At 68.2% G+C, this 16,272-nt stretch carries 17 protein-coding genes; 10 read left to right on the plus strand and 7 right to left on the minus strand.

What is annotated here, in order from left to right; translation table 11 throughout:
- Positions 1-95 precede the first annotated feature (95 nt).
- Positions 96-998 (minus strand): LLM class F420-dependent oxidoreductase, encoded by a 903-nt coding sequence (locus M3330_RS16055; protein WP_255025457.1) that lies wholly within the window; start codon positions 996-998, stop codon positions 96-98.
- Positions 999-1,029: 31 nt separating this feature from the next.
- Here M3330_RS16055 and M3330_RS16060 point away from each other — a divergent pair, with 31 nt between their 5' ends.
- Genes M3330_RS16060 through M3330_RS16070 form a run of 3 tightly spaced genes read left to right on the plus strand, consistent with a single transcriptional unit; the run spans position 1,030 to position 4,018 of the window.
- On the plus strand, positions 1,030-1,719 hold the full coding sequence (locus M3330_RS16060) for an alpha/beta hydrolase fold domain-containing protein (protein ID WP_255025459.1): 690 nt from the start codon (positions 1,030-1,032) through the stop codon (positions 1,717-1,719).
- Positions 1,720-1,766: 47 nt separating this feature from the next.
- Complete coding sequence (locus M3330_RS16065) at positions 1,767-3,479, plus strand: 3-ketosteroid-delta-1-dehydrogenase (protein ID WP_255025461.1); 1,713 nt, start codon at positions 1,767-1,769, stop codon at positions 3,477-3,479.
- A gap of 29 nt (positions 3,480-3,508) precedes the next feature.
- Positions 3,509-4,018 carry a hypothetical protein gene (locus tag M3330_RS16070; protein ID WP_255025463.1) on the plus strand — a complete coding sequence of 170 codons (510 nt, stop codon included), beginning with the start codon at positions 3,509-3,511 and terminating at the stop codon, positions 4,016-4,018.
- A gap of 25 nt (positions 4,019-4,043) precedes the next feature.
- On the opposite strand, the gene M3330_RS16075 is transcribed toward M3330_RS16070, so the two are convergent.
- Complete coding sequence (locus M3330_RS16075) at positions 4,044-4,835, minus strand: FAD-binding oxidoreductase (RefSeq protein ID WP_019291028.1); 792 nt, start codon at positions 4,833-4,835, stop codon at positions 4,044-4,046.
- Positions 4,836-5,032: 197 nt separating this feature from the next.
- Here M3330_RS16075 and M3330_RS16080 point away from each other — a divergent pair, with 197 nt between their 5' ends.
- On the plus strand, positions 5,033-6,586 hold the full coding sequence (locus tag M3330_RS16080; protein ID WP_255025470.1) for an AMP-binding protein: 1,554 nt from the start codon (positions 5,033-5,035) through the stop codon (positions 6,584-6,586).
- Between the two features lie 99 nt (positions 6,587-6,685).
- On the opposite strand, the gene M3330_RS16085 is transcribed toward M3330_RS16080, so the two are convergent.
- Genes M3330_RS16085 through M3330_RS16100 form a run of 4 tightly spaced genes read right to left on the minus strand, consistent with a single transcriptional unit; the run spans position 6,686 to position 8,577 of the window.
- Positions 6,686-7,210 (minus strand): hypothetical protein, encoded by a 525-nt coding sequence (locus M3330_RS16085; protein WP_255025472.1) that lies wholly within the window; start codon positions 7,208-7,210, stop codon positions 6,686-6,688.
- A 55-nt stretch (positions 7,211-7,265) separates the two neighbouring features.
- Positions 7,266-7,544 carry a hypothetical protein gene (locus M3330_RS16090; RefSeq protein ID WP_033096226.1) on the minus strand — a complete coding sequence of 93 codons (279 nt, stop codon included), beginning with the start codon at positions 7,542-7,544 and terminating at the stop codon, positions 7,266-7,268.
- Between the two features lie 32 nt (positions 7,545-7,576).
- Complete coding sequence (locus M3330_RS16095) at positions 7,577-8,278, minus strand: hypothetical protein (RefSeq protein WP_006553011.1); 702 nt, start codon at positions 8,276-8,278, stop codon at positions 7,577-7,579.
- Positions 8,275-8,577 carry a hypothetical protein gene (locus M3330_RS16100; RefSeq protein WP_006553010.1) on the minus strand — a complete coding sequence of 101 codons (303 nt, stop codon included), beginning with the start codon at positions 8,575-8,577 and terminating at the stop codon, positions 8,275-8,277. Before M3330_RS16100 ends, M3330_RS16095 begins: the two co-directional genes overlap by 4 nt.
- A 138-nt stretch (positions 8,578-8,715) precedes the next feature.
- Here M3330_RS16100 and M3330_RS16105 point away from each other — a divergent pair, with 138 nt between their 5' ends.
- The 3 genes from M3330_RS16105 to M3330_RS16115 all read left to right on the plus strand — a co-directional run bounded on the left by M3330_RS16105 (position 8,716) and on the right by M3330_RS16115 (position 10,569).
- A complete protein-coding gene (locus M3330_RS16105) occupies positions 8,716-9,294 on the plus strand; it encodes a hypothetical protein (protein ID WP_006553008.1) in 579 nt (192 codons plus the stop codon).
- A 45-nt stretch (positions 9,295-9,339) separates the two neighbouring features.
- Entirely contained in the window at positions 9,340-9,906 is a 567-nt protein-coding gene (locus tag M3330_RS16110; protein WP_255025478.1) for a hypothetical protein, read from the plus strand.
- A gap of 96 nt (positions 9,907-10,002) precedes the next feature.
- On the plus strand, positions 10,003-10,569 hold the full coding sequence (locus M3330_RS16115) for an ester cyclase (RefSeq protein ID WP_039585569.1): 567 nt from the start codon (positions 10,003-10,005) through the stop codon (positions 10,567-10,569).
- On the opposite strand, the gene M3330_RS16120 is transcribed toward M3330_RS16115, so the two are convergent.
- Positions 10,550-11,710 carry an FAD-binding oxidoreductase gene (locus M3330_RS16120; RefSeq protein WP_255025483.1) on the minus strand — a complete coding sequence of 387 codons (1,161 nt, stop codon included), beginning with the start codon at positions 11,708-11,710 and terminating at the stop codon, positions 10,550-10,552. The two genes, M3330_RS16115 and M3330_RS16120, sit on opposite strands and share 20 nt — an antisense overlap.
- A 270-nt stretch (positions 11,711-11,980) precedes the next feature.
- On the opposite strand from M3330_RS16120, the gene clpB reads away from it, so the two are divergent.
- From clpB to M3330_RS16135, 3 genes are all read left to right on the plus strand, one after another.
- Positions 11,981-14,536: an ATP-dependent chaperone ClpB gene (gene clpB / locus M3330_RS16125; RefSeq protein ID WP_039585568.1), complete on the plus strand. Its 2,556-nt coding sequence runs from the start codon at positions 11,981-11,983 to the stop codon at positions 14,534-14,536.
- Between the two features lie 67 nt (positions 14,537-14,603).
- Positions 14,604-15,533, plus strand: a complete 930-nt coding sequence (locus M3330_RS16130; RefSeq protein ID WP_255025486.1) for a hypothetical protein — start codon at positions 14,604-14,606, stop codon at positions 15,531-15,533.
- A gap of 29 nt (positions 15,534-15,562) precedes the next feature.
- Entirely contained in the window at positions 15,563-16,222 is a 660-nt protein-coding gene (locus tag M3330_RS16135; RefSeq protein ID WP_006553002.1) for a hypothetical protein, read from the plus strand.
- Positions 16,223-16,272 lie beyond the last annotated feature (50 nt).

A 16,272-nucleotide genomic window follows, 5' to 3' on the forward strand; every position in this document is an offset into this window, starting at 1 on the left:
GTGTGGTGCGGGACGAAAGGTGTCGCGTCGACGCTGGCTAGCGACCCGCTGGCGCACCGCATCGCCGTTCTCCCGGCCAGCGGGAGATGCCGACCTCACCCCACCCCGAGATCGCCGAATTCCCTGCCGAACAGGTCGGCGAGGGCGACGAGCTGGTCGCAGTAGTGGTCGGCGGATCCGGCGTCCACACCGGCACCGACGATCGTCGCGCCCGCTGCGATCGCGCGGCCGAGTCGTCTGCGCGTCGCGTCGGGGTCACCGAGCGGGTCGAGCCGCGTCACCGACAGCACGACCTCGAAGCCGGGCGGCGGCTGCCTCTTCGCGAGCATCGTTTTCACGTCGTCGAAGGGGAGCCCGAAAGGTACCCAGCCGTCACCGAACTCGCACGCGCGTCGCAGCGAACGCGGGGTGCGGCCGCCGATCCATAACGGAACTCGCGGCTGCACGGCGCAGGGATCGACCACCACATCCGAGTACTCGAAATACTCTCCGTGATAGGAGGGTTCGCGTGTCGATAGAGATCCGCGCAGGGCGGCGAGAGCATCGTCGGCGCGTGCGCCGCGATCAGTGAAGGGGGCTTCGAACAACGCGAACTCCTCCTCGAGCGAACCGACGCCGAGACCGAGGGTCAGGCGTCCACCGCTGACCGTGTCGAGCGTGCCGTAGCGCTTCGCGATCTCCAGAGGATGGTGGTAGCCGAGGACGAGAACCTGGGTGACCAGTCGGATCCGGTCGGTGCGCGCTGCCAGGAAGCCGAGGGTCGCCAGCGGATCCCAGTACGTCCCACCGCGCGTCGCGGCCACGGGCGCCGGTACGGCGACGTGTTCACTGCAGGTGAGGTGGTGGAATCCCGACCGATCCGCGGTGACCGCGATCTGCGACAGTTCCTCGATGCCCGCGCCGGCCTCCCAGTCGCCGGAGGCCCCGGGGACCCGGGTGACGACCGGGCTGGTGATCCCGATGCGTACTGCCGGCATGCGGTTCGATCCGTCGGTCATACGCTCTCCTTCGTCGATCGGTCCGTCAGGAGTGTGCGCTCGGACGGGCTCGCGGAGCACGTCCGGTCCCGCTCGCCGATACACGACCAGTGAGGTACACGATCTCGTCGTCGACGGACCGGGAGGCGGCCTCGCGTTGCGCCTCTACCGTCTCGAGTCCTCCGAGGCCGCGCGCCCGGTCGTCGTGTTCGCGCACGGTGGAGGGTTCGTCTTCTGCGATCTCGACAGTCACGACGAGTTCTGCCGGTCGATGGCGATCGCCACCTGCGACAGGGGCGGACCGGCGGTGCTCGGTCAGGCGTTGTTCTATCCGGTGATCGACGACGACTTCGACACCGAGTCGTACCGGAAGTACGGGGTGGGCTACTACAACTCCGCCGCGGCGATGCGGTGGTACTGGGAGCAGTACGCACCGGACGGCACCGACGATCCCCGCCTGATCCCCACCCGCGCCGAGTCGCTCGCCGGGCTGCCCTCGGCGGTCGTCGCCACCGCCGAACTCGATCCGCCGTGTTCGTCCGGCGACGACTACGCCGACCGTCTCGCCGCGGCCGGGGTGTCCGTGCAGCACCGCAGATTCGACGGCCTGTTCCACGGATTCCTGACCTTCCCCGCGTTGTCGCTCAGCGAGCCGGCGCGGCAGGAGGTGCGGAAGATGGTGCGCGCCCTGGTCGACGGGCCGGATCTCCCGGTGACCGGGACGAGCGGCTTCGCGTCCTGAGCAACTGTCCTAGCGTCCCGCAGACAACGACGAGAAGGAGACTGTCGATGGCGCCGACATCCGTACCGCCCGGGGCACCCGCCCAGGACACCACCGTCGACCTGCTCGTGATCGGGTCCGGTACCGGCATGGCCGCCGCACTCACCGCGCACGAGGCAGGACTGTCCGCCCTCCTCGTGGAGAAGTCGGCCTACGTCGGCGGATCGACCGCCCGTTCCGGCGGTGCGTTCTGGGTGCCGGCCAATCCGGTACTCACCGCGGCGGGAAGCGGCGACACCGTCGAGCGCGGCCACACCTACGTGCGGACGGTCGTCGACGGCACGGCGCCGGTCGAACGGGGCGAGGCTTTCGTCGACAACGGTGTCGCCACCGTCGAGATGCTCCAGCGCACCACCCCCATGAAGCTGTTCTGGGCTGAGGGCTACTCCGACTATCACCCCGAACTGGCGGGTGGTTCGGCGGTCGGCCGCAGTTGCGAGTGCCTGCCCATGGACCTGTCGGTCCTCGGTGAGGAGCGGGGTCGACTGCGTCCCGGCCTCATGGAGGCGAGCCTGCCGATGCCCACCACCGGTGCCGACTACAAGTGGATGAACCTCATGTTGCGCGTGCCGCACAAGGGTTTTCCGCGTATCTTCAAGCGGCTCGCACAGGGGGTCGCCGGTCTCGCCGTCAAGCGTGAATACGTCGCCGGTGGGCAAGCGATCGCCGCCGGCCTGTTCGCGGGTGTGCTGAAGGCCGGTGTGCCGGTGTGGACCGAGACGTCGCTGGTGCGTCTGCTCACCGACGGGGATCGTGTCACCGGTGCCGTCGTAGCGCAGAACGGACGTGAGGTGACGGTGACCGCTCGTCGCGGGGTGGTGCTTGCCGCGGGGGGGTTCGACCACGACATGGAGATGCGGCGCAAGTTCCAGTCCGAGCGTCTGCTCGACCACGAGAGCCTCGGGGCGGAGACCAACACCGGCGACGCGATCAAGGCGGCCCAGGAGGTCGGTGCCGATCTCGCCCTCATGGATCAGGCATGGTGGTTCCCCGCCGTCGCGCCGACCCGTCCGGGCAAGCCGCCGATGGTCATGCTCGCCGAGCGTTCGCTGCCCGGCTCGTTCATCGTCGACCAGACGGGACGCCGGTTCACGAACGAGTCGTCCGACTACATGTCGTTCGGACAGCTGGTGCTCGAACGCGAGCGTGCCGGCGATCCGATCGAGTCGATGTGGATCGTCTTCGACCAGAAGTACCGCAACAGCTACGTGTTCGCGGCCGGGGTGTTCCCGCGCCGGCCGCTCCCGGAGGCCTGGTACGAGGCGGGCATCGCCCACCGCGGCACCACCGCTGCGGAACTCGCGGCGTCGATGGGTGTGCCGGTGGACACCTTCGCCGCGACGTTCGGAAGGTTCAACGAGGACGCCGCGGCGGGAACGGATTCCGAGTTCGGACGTGGCGGCAGTGCCTACGACCGCTACTACGGTGACCCGACCGTCCAGCCGAACCCGAACCTGCGACCCCTCACGCACGGCCCGCTCTACGCGGTGAAGATGACGCTGAGCGATCTCGGCACGTGCGGTGGCGTGCGCGCCGACGAGCGGGCGCGGGTCCTCCGCGAGGACGGCAGCCCCATCGCCGGTCTCTACGCCATCGGCAACACCGCGGCCAACGCGTTCGGCCACCGCTATCCCGGTGCCGGTGCCACCATCGGGCAGGGCCTGGTCTTCGGGTACATCGCGGCACGCGACGCAGCATCGTCGGACGCACCGGTCGCCTGAGTGGACGATCCGAAAGGTAGGGAGGGCATGTGACGATCACGAACGGGGACGTCCGTTCCCTCCCGACCGTGCTGTCCCTCTGGGGAGCCGGGCCCCGTCTCGAAGACGGCCCGGTGGACGAAGTGGACATCGTGTTCTTCGCGCCACCCACCACCGAGGCGCTGGCCTGCCGGTCCCGCGACAACCGCGACGAGGCGTCCGGTCGGCTCGACCGGACACTCGGATACGTCGATGAGATCGGGCGGTTGGTCGCCGAGGTCTACGTGTCCGGATCGGCGCGTCCGGTCGGTGAGCACGGTGCGTCCGTCCCGCTCGCCGACGAATTGCTGCATTCGGTTGTCGAACGGTTCGACCTCGCCGATGTGCGGCGGCTCCGGATGCGGTTCTACGGACATTCCGCGGGGCCTGGATCACCGACCTGGTCGGTGACCGTGTTGCAGCGTTACCGCACCGATCACGAGGATGTCGAGGACGTCGCGCTCATCGGCACGGATCCTTCCGGATCCGTCGTCGCTCGTGCCTGGGTGACCGTCGCATAAAGAGCCGGCCGGACGTCGGGCGCACTCAGTACGGGTCGTAGCGGATGTTCTCGACCGGGGTGCCCGTCTCGATCAGCCGCTGAGCGGTGGTGCGCACCATGGCCGCCGGGCCACACACGAGCACCTGGTGGTCGCCGAACGCACCGTAGGACGTGACGACCTCGTCGACGCTGCCCTCGAGCAGTTCGTCGGGGTCGGGTCCGAACTCGTCGATGCGCGGGGCGATGCGATCGAACCAGGGGTCGGGGATGTCGGGGATCTCGAGGGTCTCCACGACCGGCACCACCGTCAGCCACGGCAGCGCCTCGGACAGGAGCATGAGCATGTCGGCGGCGTACAGGTCGCGCGGGTTGCGGGCGCCCGTGAACAGGAAGGTGCGGGGCGGATCCGGGTGACGCGCCGTGTCGAGGATCAGCGACCGCAGCGGCGCGAGGCCCGTGCCGCCGGCCACCATGATGACGATGCGGCCGGTGTCGTCGATGTGGAGGTCGCCGCCGCGGGCGGCGCCGATCTGCCACACGTCGCCCGGTTGGGTGTCGGCGACGATCGCGCCGCTCACCCAGCCACCCGGGACCGTGCGCACGTGGAACTCGAGCTTGCCGTCCAGCGACGGTGGCAGCGCGGGGGAGAGGCGACGCGGCAGCGTGGGACGCTGCGGCACGGCCACGTCGACGTACTGCCCGGGGCGGAAATCGACGATCGCGTCGTCGCATTCGAGACGCACGACGGCGAGGTCGTGCCGGAGCCGATGATGTTCGACGACGGTTGCGGTGACTGCCGTTTCGGTCTCGCTCGGTGACGGCGTGGCCGACTGCATGCGTGATCCCCCGGTGGTGTGCTGTGACGTGCCCAAGACTCTAGGCGAGAAGTCGCCGAAAAGGCAGAGTGGAACGTGTTTCAGTTTTCGGTCTCGGGCAGTTATCGTGACGAACGGCAGGTGATGGTCACCACAGCGGAGAACGCCAACCGGTGACGTCACACAACGGACCGTCACAGCACACCGGAAGGACGACCATGCCCGAGGAGTACGCCGACCTCTACCGCCCCGCATTCACGCCCGATCTCCTCATCACCGCGCTCGACCGCAGCGCCGACCGGCCCGCCCTGCACCTCGGTGACGTCGTCCTCACCGGAGCCGAGATGCGCGCCGCCATCAGCCGGTTCCAGCAGGCGCTCGCGTCCGTCGGGGTCGGCCAGGGATCGGCGGTCGCGATGCTGTCCAAGAACCGGCCCGAGGTGCTCATCTCGATGGGCGCCACGATGGTCGCCGGCTGCCGCAACACGGCCCTGAACCCCATGGGCTCGCTCTCCGACCACCTGTACATCTCGACCGACGCCGAGATCGAGACCCTGATCTTCGATCCCCGCCACTTCGAGGAACGCGCCGCGGAGCTGCGCGAGCAGGTGCCGACCCTGAAGAACCTGTTCTCCCTCGGCCCGTCCTCGGTGGGCACCGACATTCTCGCCCTGTCCGAGGAGTTCACCGAGCAGCGCCTCGTGTCCGCGCCTGTCGACATCGAGGACACCTCGTCCATCGTCTACACCGGCGGCACCACCGGGAAGCCGAAGGGCGTGATGGGCTCGTTCCGTTCGGGCGCGGCCCTGAACCAGATCCAGATGGCCGAGTGGCAGTGGCCCGAGCAGCCGCGCTTCCTCGTGTGCACCCCGCTCTCGCACGCGGGTGCGGCGTTCTTCGTCCCCACGCTCCTGCGCGGCGGATGCCTCTACGTGCTGCCGCACTTCGATCCTGCGCTCGTGCTCGAAGCGATCGAGAAGCATCGCATCAACGCGACGATGCTCGTGCCGACGATGATCTACATGCTGCTCGACCATCCCGATTTCGACAGCCGCGACCTGTCGAGCCTCGAGACCCTGTTCTACGGTGCGTCGGCGATGTCGCCGTCCCGCCTGCGCGAAGGGATCGAGCGGCTCGGCCCGGTCTTCTTCCAGTTCTACGGCCAGTCCGAATGCGGCATGACCATCTCGGTGCTGCGCAAGGAAGAACACCTCCCCGACGATCCGAGCCGCCTCGCGTCGTGCGGCCGCCCCGTGCCGTGGCTCGACGTCCGCCTGCTCGACGACGACCTGAACGAGGTGCCGCAGGGCGAACTCGGCGAGATCTGTGTGCGCGGCCCGCTCGTGATGAAGGGCTATCTGAACAAGCCGGAGGAGACCGCCGAGGCGCTGCGCGGCGGATGGCTGCACACCGGCGACGTCGCGCGCGCCGACAAGAACGGCTTCATGACGATCGTCGACCGCAAGAAGGACATGATCGTCACCGGCGGCTTCAACGTCTTCCCCCGCGAGATCGAGGACGTCATCTCGTCGCACCCGGCGGTCGCGTCCGTGGCCGTCGTCGGTGTGCCGGATACCAAGTGGGGCGAGGCCGTCAAGGCGTGTGTCGTGCTGCGCGACGGTCAGTCGGTGCCGGTCGAGGAACTGATCGAGAAGGTGCGTGCCGCAAAGGGTTCGGTGCACGCCCCCAAATCGGTCGACTTCCTCGACGCCCTGCCGTTGACGCCGCTGGGCAAGCTCGACAAGAAGACGCTGCGGGCGTCCTATCGCTGACCTCGTTCGCGTGGCGGTCGGTCCCGGCAACCGGTCGTGGTTGCCGGGGCCGGCTGTTTGTCACCAGGACTCGTGGATTCGGAATGCCGCTGTCCTGCCTCACCACTGGTGCGCGACGTCCAGCACCACCCGTGAACCGCTACCGGGACCGTCGAGGGTGAACACCCGGAACGGCAGCCGGGCCCGTACCCCGACACCGAGGGTGGTCTGGCCTTCGAAACTGTTGGCCCACGCCACCTTTCGCAGGGTGCGGTATCCGCTCACGTCGACGACCTCGCGCCGGTTCGCCGGTACGTAGTAGGCGGGCGCGAGGACGACCACCTGGAGGTAGGCGCCTCCGCGCAGCGGGACCTCGAACCCCGATCCGTCCTCGTGGACGGCGGGGACGTAGCCGACGCGGTAACCCGCGGCCGGCCCGGCGAGATCGACGACGATCCGGTCGAAGCACTCGTGCCGTCCTGCCCGCACGGCGGTGAACGGTGAGGCGACCATCGTCGGGTTCACCTTGTCCAGCGAACCCCAGTGGATGCCGCAATAGGGCGTTGCGGCCGACGCGGTCGGGCCCGTCAGCCCGATCCCCGCGATGACGACGATCATCGCGAGCCACACGTGAATCCTGCTCATGTCCGTTCCTCTGTGTGTGGCTGATGATGGATCATCGCGAGGAGTGTGATCCGCGTTACATTTGAGGGTCGGGACGCTCCTCGACGAGGTCCTCGAAGGTCGTCTCCTTCAGCGACTCGAAGACCGGGGCGACCAGACGGTCGAGCATCGACGAGAACACTTCTGTACCGGCGAGTTCCCGCACCCCCAGCTCACCCGACGTCACCTGCTCGACGAGCTTCGCGAAGGCCGGGTCGCCCGTGGCATCGGCGATCGACCGCAATGACGTGACGATCTCGCGGGACAGGGTGGTATCGCCGCGCGCGACGTCGACGACGATCTCGGATTCGTCCATGTCTTCTCGATTCCTGTGCGGCACCGTGGTGCTTAGACTGCGGGGAGGGTGGGGATCTCGATGTTCTCGATCTGTGTGAGGTGACCGACGAGCAATCCCATGGATCCCTGGACGGTCGTCCATACGGCGGTGTGGATGCTCATCGCTCGGCTCCACGAATCGGCGATGAGCTTGAGTTCCCGCAGTGAGGTGCCCGCCACCACCACGGAGGCGATGGCGCCGACCCCGGTCGCGCCGACGACACCCGCCGCGGCCCACTTGACGAGGGCGATGATTGCGGCATCCGTTATGACGGAGAGAATTTCGGCGAAGGCCTGGTTCAGTTCGTACATGGCCAGGGCTACCTGTTCGAGTTGCCTACCGATGCCGTGGACGGCCTGCGCCTGCTCGTCGAGAACGGCCGCGAGATCGGTGAGGTACAACCCTGCGGCGTGTGCGGCCGACCCACTCCAGGGGGCGACCGTGCCGTGGACCTCCTCGACGGCGGTCGCGTACTCGCGGTGGAAGGTGGCGAGTCTGTCGACAGCATCGCTCGCGCGCAGCACTGTCGCCCAATCCCCGGCGTAGTACTGGGCAGCCCATGCCCACGGATCGGTACCCACCACGAACTTGCACAGTTCGGCGACGTAGAAGCTCGGGGAGAGGTAGTACAAGCCGAGGGTGCGTTCGAGCAGGTCCGGTATGGGATCGGAGGCGGTGGGTTCGACAAGCGCTTCATCGGGACGGGCGCTCACCAGCCGACGTCCGGGTTCGTGCGCTCGAACTGTGTCGAAGTGGCGACTTCGGTGTCCTCGTACGTCCGTGCGGATTCGGTCATCGCCGTCGCAGCCCGGTCGGTGGCCACGCCCAGTTCCCCGTAGAGCGAGGTCAGCCGGGAGCGGACGGTATGCACACGCTCGGCGACGTCGAGGAAGACGAACCCCCCGATCTCGGGTGCCGTCAGCCATCGGTCTACGTAGCGGCGCGCGCTGTCGGCCTGATCGGCCAGATCCTGCAGATCGCGTGCCGCTGTGCGCAGATCGTCGGGATCCACGTGTAGATACGGTTGTGTCAAGACATCCCCCCTGTCGTGATCGGACGAGAGTGTAGGGCATGGCGACGCGCCTCCAGACGGCCCGCTACAGTGCTCGGCGTGAAACATGGGGGGATCACGAAATCGGACCGTGCACATGTGCGTTTCGAGTTGAAGTGCCGCGACGACGTGAAGTCGGCGCCGGATGGAGCATCGAACCCCCTGCTGACCGTGAAGGATCCACTTCCGCCCTTGTGTCCCGTGCACGGTGTGCCGGAGATCGAACGAGTGAGGACATGGGTCACCACGAGCCGGAAGGTTCGGCACACCCGTGGTCAAATTCGGATCCTCGGCACCGAGGCCGGAGCTCAGGCGAGCACCTGGCGCGCCCGCGCACAGCACGTACCGCGCCACATCTCGTTCGACGTGCCGATGTGTGCGCACTGTGTGCGGGTGGATCGGGTGGCGCGATGGGCGATCAAGTTGTTCCTGTTTGCCGGGTTGTTCTGTCTGCTCGCCGTGGTGAATATGGCGATCATCGGGTTGGGGCGTGAACATCCCGGCGTGGCGACACTGCTGGTGTTCGGTGCCATTCTCGTTCCGACCCCGGCGATCTTCGTCAGACAGATGCGTCAGGGCTGGTGGGGTTTCGAGGCTCCGATCGACGGGTCGGCCCTCGTTGTCGCGTACGCCCACCCGAATTTCGTGGCCGAGACGGAGAGGCGACGCGGCCGATAGATCCTCGGCTTTCACCGGGGAGTGCGGCCTGACATACTCCCTCGCATGGTGAACGGGGACGCCCAGCGGGTCGAGGTGCGGTTGGCAGTCGAATATCCGGGCTCGGGAGCGACGAGCACGCTCGGAGACGGTTCGATGCGACCGATCGATCCCATCCCCCCGATCTGCCCGCGCCACGGAGAGCCCGAGACCGGACGTGTCCGGGTGACGGTCGCGGCCGACGCGTCGGAGCCCCGCCAGGGATCGAACCGGTTCGGTTCGGCGCTCGAGGCCGCCTACACGGTGCAGGTCGCCGCGGTGGACTGGCCTGTGTGCGCTCGCTGCGTCGCCGTCCGCACGCGGTGGCAGATCGCCGCCGCCGCGACCTGCACGGTCCTCGGCGTCATCTTCCTCGCGCTGGTGTTCGCGCTCGTGCAGGGCGCTCCCGAGATCTACGGTCTGGCGCTGCTCGGTGTCTTCGGTCTGTCGTTCCTCCCGATCTACGTCGCCTTGCGGGTGCTCGAACCGAAGCGGGCGTCGCTGGGAATGTCCGTGGCCGAGGACGGTTCGGAACTCGTCATCTCGCAGGCGCATCCGGAGTTCGCGCGGGCGGTCGCGGCGCAGCGGATGTAACCACCGTTCCCTTCTCCTGCGGCGTTGACTTCTGGACCGGCCGGTTCATACTCGAACCGGGGGTCGATCGTCTCGTTTCACAGGCAGGAGAGTGCCGTGAAGATCGAACATTCCACTCCGGCGTCCACCTCGGAACTCGGTTCGGAGGAGAAGAGGGCTCTCGCCGTGCGGTCCATGATGATCATGGTCGACGGTGACCGCAGCGTCTTCGAGGAGGTGGTGTCCGCCGATGCGGTCAACCACGAGGCGAAGGACGAACCGCCGGCCGCGAGAGCGCCGGGGCCCGAGGGTTTCTTCGCGACTGCACTGTGGTTGCGCGAGGCCTTCGCGGACCTGAGGTTCGAGGTGAGGCACGTCGTGGAGGAGGACGGTCTCGTCGTCGTCGACTCCGTCATGTCGGCCCGGCACGAAGGTCCGTTCGTGACCTACGACGAGTACGGGCGCGTCGATCAGGTGTTCGCGCCCACGGGGAAGCGGTTCTCGGTGCGGCAGACCCATTGGCTGCGGGTGGCCGACGGCAAGGTGGTCGAGCACTGGGCCGTACGCGACGATCTCGGAATGGCGAAGCAGGCCGGATGGGTGCCACCGAACCCCATCTCGCTGACGCGGAACGTTCTCGCAGCACGGAAGCTGCGCAAGCAGATCAGAGCGGGTCGAAGCTGATGTTCTGACGCGGGGTGCCTGCCGCCGACAACGCGTACAGCGTCGTGCGGATCATCGACGGCGACCCGGCGATCTGGATCTGACGGTCGGCCCACGTGCCGAACTGCCCGGCGACCTTACCGAGCTTGCCGTACATCGGCCGGTTGAGGCCGGTGGGCGGTTCCTTCACAGGAACCGGGTGCCACCAAGGGTTCTCCTTCTCCTCGAGCACCGGCACGATGGTCAGCCACGGGTTGGTCGTGGCGATCTGCCACAGCGTCTCGAGGTCGTACAGGTCGCACGGATACTTGCCGCCGTAGAACAGGTGGACGCGCGGGTTGTCGCCGCGCATCGCCATCTCCATGATCTGGGCGCGCATGGGGGCGAGTCCGGTACCGGACGCGATCATCAGCACGTCCTGGCCGCTCTCGCGGTCGACGTGCAGGCCACCGAGCGGTGGGCCGATCGTCCATCGGTCACCGACGGCGGTCTCGCCGACGAGCGCCGGGCTCACCCATCCGGTGGAGACCCGTCGAACGTGGAATTCGATCTGCCCGTACGGATTCGGCGGGATCGCTGCCGACAGGTACCGCCACATGTGCGGGCGCTGCGGGATCTGCACGCTCATGTACTGGCCCGCGTAGTAGGGGATCGAGCTGTCGGCCTCGAGCCGGATGATGGCCAGATCGGGGAGCACGCGTTCGTGGCCGACGACGGTGGCCCCCCACGAGGCAGGCAGGTCGTCGGTGGCCGCGGCGGTCGCCATCGTCTCGACGACTCCGTCGACGACCTCGGCCCAGGTGCGTTCGAGCGCGGCCGTCCACAGGATCAGGGGAGTGCATTCGCGGACCGCGGCGAGCAGTGCGTTGCCCGCGACGCGGTAGTGCAGCGGCTCGACCCCGTACTTACGGTGGTCGCGCGCGAGCTGGGCGAGGAACCTGTCGACGGTGCCCGGTTCGTGGAGGCGGGCGACGACCCAGCCGACCGCGGTCGCGAACCGCTGCCGCATCGACTCCATGCCGGCGGGGAACAGTGAGCGGATGCCGGTGGACTCGCTCCACATGGCGTTGTAGAACGCCGTCGCGAACCGTTCGGCTCCGGTGGGGGTGGCGATGATCGACGCGAAGCTGAGCTGAACCCGGGCGATGGCGAAAGCCTCCACGCCATCCTCCCTGTATCCGTGCTGCGCGAACGCCGCCACTGTAGTCGGTTGCAGGGCGCCCGGCCACTGGCCGCCGGGTCCGTCACAATCTGCGAGCGGTTTGTGAGCAGAATCACTACACTCAGGAAAGTTGAGTGGAACAAACTCAACTTATGATCCGTTGAAGAATTCGACATCACCGAGACCTGCCCGAGGCAGGGAATCGGCTGCAGAATCGACATGGGGCACTCGCCTGCGCGTGGGGTGCACCGAGAAAGAAAGGGGCGCGCAGTGGACTCGTTCAATCCGACGACCAAGACCCAGGCCGCACTCACCGCTGCACTTCAGTCGGCGTCCGCTGCGGGCAACCCGGAGATCCGTCCGGCACACCTGCTCGTGGCACTGCTCGACCAGACCGACGGCATCGCCGGCCCGCTGCTCGAAGCGGTGGGCGTCGACCCGGCCGCGGTGCGCAGGGAAGCCGAGGACCTCGTCCGTCGTCTTCCGCAGACCAGCGGGGCGACCACCACACCGCAGCTCGGGCGTGAGGCGATCGCGGCCATGACCGCGGCACAGAAACTCGCCACCGAACTCACCGACGAATTCGTCTCCACCGAGCACGTCCTCGTCGGCCTCGCCGGTGGCGACTCCGATGTCGCGAAGCTCCTCGCCGGGCACGGCGCAACGCCGGCCGCCCTGCGCGACGCCTTCACGACCGTCCGCGGCAACCGCCGCGTGACCTCCGCCGATCCCGAGGCCAGCTATCAGGCCCTGGAGAAGTACTCCACCGATCTGACGGCGCGGGCGCGTGAAGGCAAGCTCGACCCGGTCATCGGTCGCGACAACGAGATCCGCCGTGTCGTCCAGGTGCTCTCCCGCAGGACCAAGAACAACCCGGTCCTCATCGGTGAGCCAGGCGTCGGTAAGACCGCCATCGTCGAGGGCCTCGCCCAGCGCATCGTCGCCGGGGACGTGCCCGAGTCGCTGCGCGGCAAGACCGTCATCTCGCTCGACCTCGGCTCGATGGTCGCGGGCGCGAAGTACCGCGGCGAGTTCGAGGAACGCCTCAAGGCCGTGCTCGACGAGATCAAGGAATCGGCCGGGCAGATCATCACCTTCATCGACGAGCTCCACACCATCGTCGGCGCCGGCGCGACCGGCGAGTCGGCGATGGACGCCGGCAACATGATCAAGCCGATGCTCGCCCGCGGTGAGCTGCGGCTGGTCGGTGCCACGACCCTCGACGAGTACCGCAAGTACATCGAGAAGGACGCGGCCCTCGAACGTCGTTTCCAGCAGGTCCTGGTGGGGGAGCCGAGTGTCGAGGACACCGTCGGCATCCTGCGCGGCCTCAAGGAGCGCTACGAGGTGCACCACGGCGTGCGCATCACCGACTCCGCGCTCGTCGCGGCGGCGACGCTGTCCGACCGGTACATCACCTCGCGCTTCCTACCCGACAAGGCGATCGACCTCGTCGACGAGGCAGCCTCGCGCCTGCGGATGGAGATCGACTCGCGTCCCGAGGAGATCGACACCGTCGAACGCGTCGTCCGTCGCCTCGAGATCGAGGAGATGGCGTTGCAGAAGGAGAGCGACGAGGCCTCGAAGGAACGCCTCGAGAAGCTGCGCGCCGAACTCGCCGACGAGCGGGAGAAGCTCAACCAGCTCACCACGCGCTGGCAGAACGAGAAGACCGCGATCGACTCCGTGCGGGAGATCAAGGAACAGCTCGAATCCCTGCGCGGTGAGGAAGAACGCGCCGAACGCGACGGCGACCTCGGCAAGGCCGCCGAGCTGCGCTACGGCCGCATCCCCGAGCTGGAGAAGAAGCTCGAGGCGGCCGCCGCCGCGTCGGGTACCACCGCCGGTGGCGACCTGATGCTCAAGGAGGAGGTCGGCCCGGACGACGTCGCCGACGTCGTCGCGGCATGGACCGGCATCCCCGCCGGCCGCATGCTCGAGGGCGAGACCTCCAAGTTGCTGCGGATGGAGGACGAACTGCGCAAGCGGGTCGTCGGCCAGGACGTCGCGGTGCAGGCCGTCTCCGACGCGGTGCGTCGTGCACGTGCCGGTGTCGCCGACCCGAACCGTCCGACGGGGTCCTTCCTGTTCCTCGGCCCGACCGGTGTCGGCAAGACGGAGCTGGCGAAGGCGCTCGCCGACTTCCTGTTCGACGACGAACGTGCCATGGTGCGGATCGACATGTCCGAGTACAGCGAGAAGCACTCGGTGGCACGCCTCGTCGGTGCGCCTCCGGGCTACGTCGGCTATGAGGCCGGCGGTCAGCTGACCGAGGCTGTGCGGCGTCGCCCCTACACGGTGGTGCTGTTCGACGAGGTCGAGAAGGCACACCCGGACGTCTTCGACACGCTGCTGCAGGTGCTCGACGACGGTCGTCTCACCGACGGTCAGGGCCGCACGGTCGACTTCCGCAACACCATCCTGATCCTCACATCGAACCTCGGTGCGGGTGGCGATCGGGAGCACATCATGGCGGCGGTGCGGGCGGCGTTCAAGCCGGAGTTCATCAACCGGCTCGACGACGTCGTGATCTTCGACCCGCTCTCGGAGGAGCAGCTCGAGAAGATCGTCGACATCCAGCTCGACCAGTTCGCCGACCGCATGTCGGCGCGGCGACTGACACTGGACGTCTCGAGCACCGCGCGGTTCTGGCTGGCGGTGCGCGGCTACGACCCGCAGTACGGTGCACGTCCGTTGCGCCGCCTGATACAGCAGGCGGTCGGCGACCAGCTCGCCAAGAAGCTGCTCGCCGGTGAGATCAAGGATGGAGACACCGTCCACGTGGGCGTCAGCGAGGACGGCGACCACCTCGTGATCAGCGCCTGACGGCGCCCGTGCGCGGCCTCGGTGGCAGGAGCCGCCGGGGCCGCGCGCGCCTACTCTGGAAGGCGCTATGAAGAATCCCCAGGATCCGCGCACCCCGCAGGAACGGGCCTACGCACTCGACGAGTCGTCGAACGGGACGGACCCCGACGCGACCCGCGTGCTGCACACCGACGACGCGACCGAGGCGTACGGGCGGCCGGTCACCAACCCGACGGTCGCGTACACCCGCTACGAGCAGTGGGGCGCGCAGGGGAGCGAGTACCAGCCCACCCAGGCCTATCCCTCCCCGCAGGGTCCTCCGTCGCAACAGGGTCCTCCGTCGCAACAGCCGTATCCGCCTCAGCCGGGCTACCCGCCCCCGCACGGCTATCAGCCCACACAGGTGCTCCCCGGATACGACCCCGGTAACCCGCAGACGGCGATGAACCCGGGACCGGGAACGCGGGGGCACGGAATCCCCGGGCAGCCACCCACGGATCCGGCGCCCGGCACGGATGCCGGGAAGCCGCGCGGCCCGCGCTGGGGACTGATCACGCTCGCCGCGGTGGTCCTCATCGCGCTCGGCGGCACCATCGGGTTCCTGCTCAGCCGGCCCGACGACTCCACCTCGCGGGTCGCGTCGGATCGCGCCCCGGCCACCGTCGCGCCCCCGCCGACGGCGACTCTCCCGCCGGCACCCGAACCGACCACACCGGGACTGCCGCTCGACCGAATCCCCGGGGGACTCGGCGAGGTCATGGGCGACGCGGGCGCGGTCGTGGGCACGATCACCGCTAACGACGGCGGCAGCATCACCCTCGGCGTCATCGGTGGTTCGACGGTCACCGTCGTCCTCACCCCCGACACCGAGATCATCACCCTGACCGGCGACACCGCCGAGAGCCTCGAGGTCGGAGCGACCGCCGTGGCGACCGGCAGTGCCGTCGAGCAGGGACGGATGACCGCCGAGACCGTCGTCAGCGCGTCCCTCCCATCCTTCGGTGGTTCGGGCCGCTGACCCGCTAGGCTGACTCGACGATGACTGCCATGTGGTTCTCTCTGGCCGCGGTCGCACTGCTGGGTGCGGTCGCGCTGCTCTACGTCGACCGGACGCGGCGAGAACAGTCGGGTCGTATCCGGGAGATCTGGGCTAAAGCGCAGGGCTACAAGTACACCTCCGCCGAGGACCACCTGCCGTCCACCTGGCACCGCGCGGCGCTCGCCAAGCAGGAATATCTCGGCGCGATCGACATCGTCCGTGGGGTTCGCCGCGGCGAGGAGTTCGTCCTGTTCGACATCGAGGAGACCGCGACGATCATCGCGGTCCGGCGCAAGGTCGGCTCCGACGTCGACATCGATCTGCGGCTCAAGTCGACGCCGCCGCCGAAGGACCCCGACATGAACCTGCTCGGTTCGATCGGCCCGCGCATCGTCTTCGCCACCGACCTCGAGATCGCGCGACGCGTGTGCGACCAGCGGATGGTCGCGTTCACCGAGTCCATCCCCGACCACGTACAGATGCTGTGGAGCGAAGGCGAGTGGACGCTCGGCTCGATCCCCGTCGGCAGCTCCGGACGCGAATGGGACTCGGCCATCGAGACCGTCGCGCGTTTGTCGGGCATCCTCCACGTGCTGCCGCCCGTCGTGGAACCCGAGGAACTGGACCGGGGTTCGCAGGATCCGGGCCGGCCCTCCGCCCGTCACTGAGGCGGAACGCCGAGGATTGTCACTGAGGCGGAACGCCGAGAATTGTCACT

It is taken from the genome of Rhodococcus sp. GA1 (genome assembly GCF_024321955.1).
GTDB classification, from domain to species: Bacteria; Actinomycetota; Actinomycetes; order Mycobacteriales; family Mycobacteriaceae; genus Rhodococcus; species Rhodococcus pyridinivorans.